This is a genomic window from Phaeovulum sp. (genome assembly GCF_041596715.1).
In the GTDB taxonomy this organism is placed as follows: Bacteria; Pseudomonadota; Alphaproteobacteria; order Rhodobacterales; family Rhodobacteraceae; genus UBA6213.
Genome location: NZ_JBFHIA010000274.1, coordinates 1 through 3662, shown reverse-complemented (window position 1 = coordinate 3662; position 3662 = coordinate 1). Strand labels below are relative to the sequence as shown.

The following is a 3662-nucleotide window of genomic DNA, read 5'->3' as shown; positions in this document are numbered from 1 at the left end:
GCAGGATCGTTTGCTTCTGATACACAGAGGCCTATCACATGGCTCGAGGGAGAGCTGATCGAGACGAGCCATGAGCGATATCGGTTTTTCCATCCTGCTGCTTTCCTTGGTTGCCATCATTGGGCTGCTGATCGGTGCCGCGCGAATCCGTGGCGTCGGGCTGGGGATCGGCGGGGTGCTTTTCGGCGGCATTTTGGTGGGCCATTTCGTGCACCAAGGTGGCTGGGAAATTGACAAGAACGCCTTGCAATTCATCAAGGAGTTCGGCCTGATCCTGTTTGTCTATTCGATCGGCAATCAGGTTGGCCCGGGTTTCTTTGCCTCGTTGCGGCGCACCGGACTAAGGCTCAACGCGCTTGCCGGGGCAATTGTGCTGCTGGGGGCACTGACCACGCTGGCGCTCTATTACGTTTTCGGCGTAGCGCCCGAGGTTCTGCTTGGGGTCTATTCCGGCGCGGTGACAAACACGCCCTCGCTTGCCGCCGGGCAACAGATTCTGACCGAACTTGGCCAACCCGCCGCCACCACAAACATCATGGGCCTTGGCTATGCGATGGCATATCCTTTCGGCATTCTGGGCATCCTGCTTGCGATGTGGTTGATCCGGGTGGTTTTCGGCATCCTCATTCCGACAGAAGCGGCCGCGAGCGAGGCTGCAAACGGCGCAGGGCACGGTGGGCTGTTTGCAGCCAATGTCGAGGTTCGCAACGCCAATATTGACGGTATCAGCTGCGCCGAACTGGCCGAGTTGATCGGTGACAAGGTGATCTGTTCGCGGCTGAAATCGGGCGGCGCGCTCAAGGTGCCCGGCCCCGAGGTGCGGCTTGCGACGGGCGACCTGCTGCATCTGGTCGCCTCGAATGCCTCCGCCCTTCACCGCGCCGCGCTGATCGTCGGCAAAGAGGTGGCGGAATCGCTTTCGACCAAGGGCACCGGCTTTCGTTCCGAACGTGTTGTGGTCACCAACGAGGCCGTGCTGGGCAAGCACATTGCCGATCTTGTGATGCAAGCGCATGGCGAGGTGGTGATCTCGCGCCTGCACCGCGCGGGGGTAGAGCTTGTGGCGCAGCCGGGTGCGGTGCTGCAATTCGGTGACATTCTCAATATCGTGGGCCCCGCTGAAGCGATCGAGCGGTTGGCCGCGCGGGTTGGCAATGCATCGGCCAAGCTCAGTCAGGTGCAGATGATGCCGATCTTCATCGGCATCGGGCTTGGCGTTCTATTGGGCTCGCTGCCCATACCCTTTCCCAGCTTGCCCGCGCCGTTGCGGCTGGGGTTGGCGGGCGGGCCGCTGATTGCCGCGATCCTTTTGGCGCGGCTGGGCAGTTTCGGGCGGCTTTACTGGTTTATGCCGCCCAGCGCCAATCTGGCGCTGCGCGAAATTGGCATCGTGCTTTTTCTGGCGGTGGTCGGGCTCGACTCGGGCGCGGGTTTTGTCGAAACGCTAACGAAGGGCGGCGGGTTGGTCTGGATGGGTTATGGCGCGCTTATCACCCTCTTCCCACTGCTTATCGTCGGCATCTTCGCGCGCAGAGCGCTGGGGATGAACTATCTGACGATTTGCGGCCTGTTGGCGGGTTCGATGACCGATCCACCGGCGCTTGCCTTTGCCAACAACGTGCACCCCGGTTCGGGCGCTCCGGCGCTGGCTTATGCAACGGTCTACCCGCTTGTGATGTGCCTGCGTATCCTGTCACCGCAAATCATGGCGATCATCCTGTTCTACGGGCTCTAGGGACGGGCCGGAAGGCGCACTTGCCTTTCCTCTTGCGCCTGCGCTTGTGCCACGGGGGGCTGATCTGGCGAAACCTCGATTGCCCTGCACAAGGGCACGGCTACCTGCACGATCGCCTGCCCGGTGCGCACCCCCCCCATCTCGCCTGCGGCATAGTTTCCGTCGTGACGGCGCGGTGGCAGCTTGCCGATCACTTTCTTGCGCAACGAAACCGGGCGCAACGGCTTGGGAATCTCGCCCCAAGGAAGCGCAAGCCACGCGGCGATATAGTCGCCAAGCGCTTGCATGTCGCAGCGTTCGTCAAGCCCGCCGAACACCACCCCCCAACGGTCCTCGGCGCTGATCGAAACGCGACCACGCGGGGTGCAGGCACCAAGGCATTCGTAGGCCAGCACCACCGCCTGCGCGCCAAAGGGGCGCGTTGCAAGTTCGGCCTTGATCGCGCCCAGCAGTGCCGCGCCGCCCCCCTCGTGTCGGCGTCGCCGCTCTACATCGGGGTCGGAACAGGTCAGGCAGACATGCAGTTCAAACTCGGGGGCGGTATCAGGGCGGGGCATCGCGGCTCTCATCTGGTCGGGGTGGATGTCGATTGCGGCGTGGCGGGCCACTCAAGCCTTTGGCGACAGCAAGACCGGTTCGGACGGTGCTGCGCATTGCGCGGGCTGGTCGGTGGAGGGCTGCTGTATCGCTGCGCGGCCCGCCTGCACCTCGCTAGACGCGCTGTGCAGAAACCCCACAGAGGCCAACGCAACCAGCGCAAGCAGCGCCAGCGTAACGCCGCCAAGATAGCCATCACGGTGCCGCACCGCCTTTGCGGCGCGCGGGGTGCGACCGGGGGCTGGCGGCGACTTCGGCTTGGAACTAAGTGACATCTATCCCTCCATCGTTGCGACATAGGCGCGCGAAAGCGGGTGCCGCGCCTCGGCCATGAAAACAGAAACCGGCAGGTCTTCGACAATTCGACCACCGTCGAGCACAGCAATGCGATGCGCCAGCCGCCGCAGCGGTGCGAGGTCGTGGCTGACAATCAGCATCGAAAGGCCACGCTCGGCGTGCACGCGCTCCAAAAGCGCGGTCGCGGCCAGCTGGGCGGTTACGTCCAGCGCCGAAAACGGCTCGTCAAGGATCAGCAGGTCAGGCTCTGCGGCCAGCGCGCGCGCCAGCGCCACGCGCTGGCACTGGCCGCCCGACAGGGCATGTGGCTTGCGCGCGGCCATCGCAGTATCGATGCCCAGCGATCCGAGCAGCGCCCGCGCCCGCGCCGGGCGTGCATGGGGCTGACCGATGCCGTAGCCGTGCAACGTTTCCAGCACCGCCCCCAAGGCAGAAAGATAGGGGCTGAGCGCCTGCATCGGGTCTTGCCAAAGATATTGGATACGGCGGCGCGCGCTGCCCTTGCCCGGCACGATCTCGTGCCCTGCCAGCCGGATCGTTCCCGCCTCTGGCACCTCCAGCCCGACCAGAAGCCGCGCTAAGGTTGACTTGCCAACACCCGAACGGCCGATCAGCCCCACCACTTCGCCCTGCCCGATCGTCAGATCGACGCCAGATAGCACCGCAACGCCCCGAAACTGTTTGTGAAGCCCCGTAAAGCTTAGCATCTGCCCTCCAATTGCGCTGTGGCGCCTGCTATGGCGCGGGCAGCGGCATGTGCGGACCCGGCAAGGTCAGACATCGCTGTATCCTCGATGATCCGCCCGGCCTGCATGACCAGCGTGCGCGGCGCGACCGCGCGCACCGCACGCAGATCGTGGCTGATGAACAAAAGGCTCGCGCCAGTTGCGTCGAGCATGGCGGTAAGTGCGGCCAGTATTTCGCGCTCGGTCAGCACATCAAGCCCGGTGGTCGGTTCATCGGCAATCAGCAGGCTCGGGCGCAGCAAAAGCGCCATCGCGATCAGCACCCGCTGCTTCATGCCGCCCGAAAG

Annotated in this window: 5 protein-coding genes; 1 reads left to right on the top strand and 4 read right to left on the bottom strand. The window is 64.2% G+C overall.

Features of this window, described 5'->3' with window-relative positions; translation table 11 throughout:
- Positions 1 to 70: 70 nt before the first annotated feature.
- A complete protein-coding gene (locus ABY403_RS14480; RefSeq protein WP_372841528.1) occupies positions 71 to 1735 on the top strand; it encodes a putative transporter in 1665 nt (554 codons plus the stop codon).
- On the opposite strand, the gene ABY403_RS14475 is transcribed toward ABY403_RS14480, so the two are convergent.
- The 4 genes from ABY403_RS14475 to ABY403_RS14460 form a co-directional block, all read right to left on the bottom strand.
- Positions 1732 to 2292: a DUF1636 family protein gene (locus ABY403_RS14475; protein WP_372841527.1), complete on the bottom strand. Its 561-nt coding sequence runs from the start codon at positions 2290 to 2292 to the stop codon at positions 1732 to 1734. The two genes, ABY403_RS14480 and ABY403_RS14475, sit on opposite strands and share 4 nt — an antisense overlap.
- 51 nt (positions 2293 to 2343) lie before the next feature.
- Positions 2344 to 2607 carry a hypothetical protein gene (locus tag ABY403_RS14470; protein WP_372841526.1) on the bottom strand — a complete coding sequence of 88 codons (264 nt, stop codon included), beginning with the start codon at positions 2605 to 2607 and terminating at the stop codon, positions 2344 to 2346.
- A complete protein-coding gene (locus ABY403_RS14465; RefSeq protein WP_372841525.1) occupies positions 2608 to 3336 on the bottom strand; it encodes an ATP-binding cassette domain-containing protein in 729 nt (242 codons plus the stop codon).
- Positions 3330 to 3662 (bottom strand): ATP-binding cassette domain-containing protein (locus ABY403_RS14460; RefSeq protein WP_372841524.1); only part of this gene is annotated, 333 nt, incomplete at its 5' end. The genes ABY403_RS14460 and ABY403_RS14465, both read right to left, overlap by 7 nt.

Excerpts from the sequence above, each read along its gene's own strand:
- ABY403_RS14470 (WP_372841526.1), bottom strand. The coding sequence starts at position 2,607 with ATGTCACTTAGTTCCAAGCCGAAGTCGCCGCCAGCCCCCGGTCGCACC.
- ABY403_RS14480 (WP_372841528.1), top strand. The coding sequence starts at position 71 with ATGAGCGATATCGGTTTTTCCATCCTGCTGCTTTCCTTGGTTGCCATC.
- ABY403_RS14475 (WP_372841527.1), bottom strand. The coding sequence starts at position 2,292 with ATGCCCCGCCCTGATACCGCCCCCGAGTTTGAACTGCATGTCTGCCTG.
- ABY403_RS14465 (WP_372841525.1), bottom strand. The coding sequence starts at position 3,336 with ATGCTAAGCTTTACGGGGCTTCACAAACAGTTTCGGGGCGTTGCGGTG.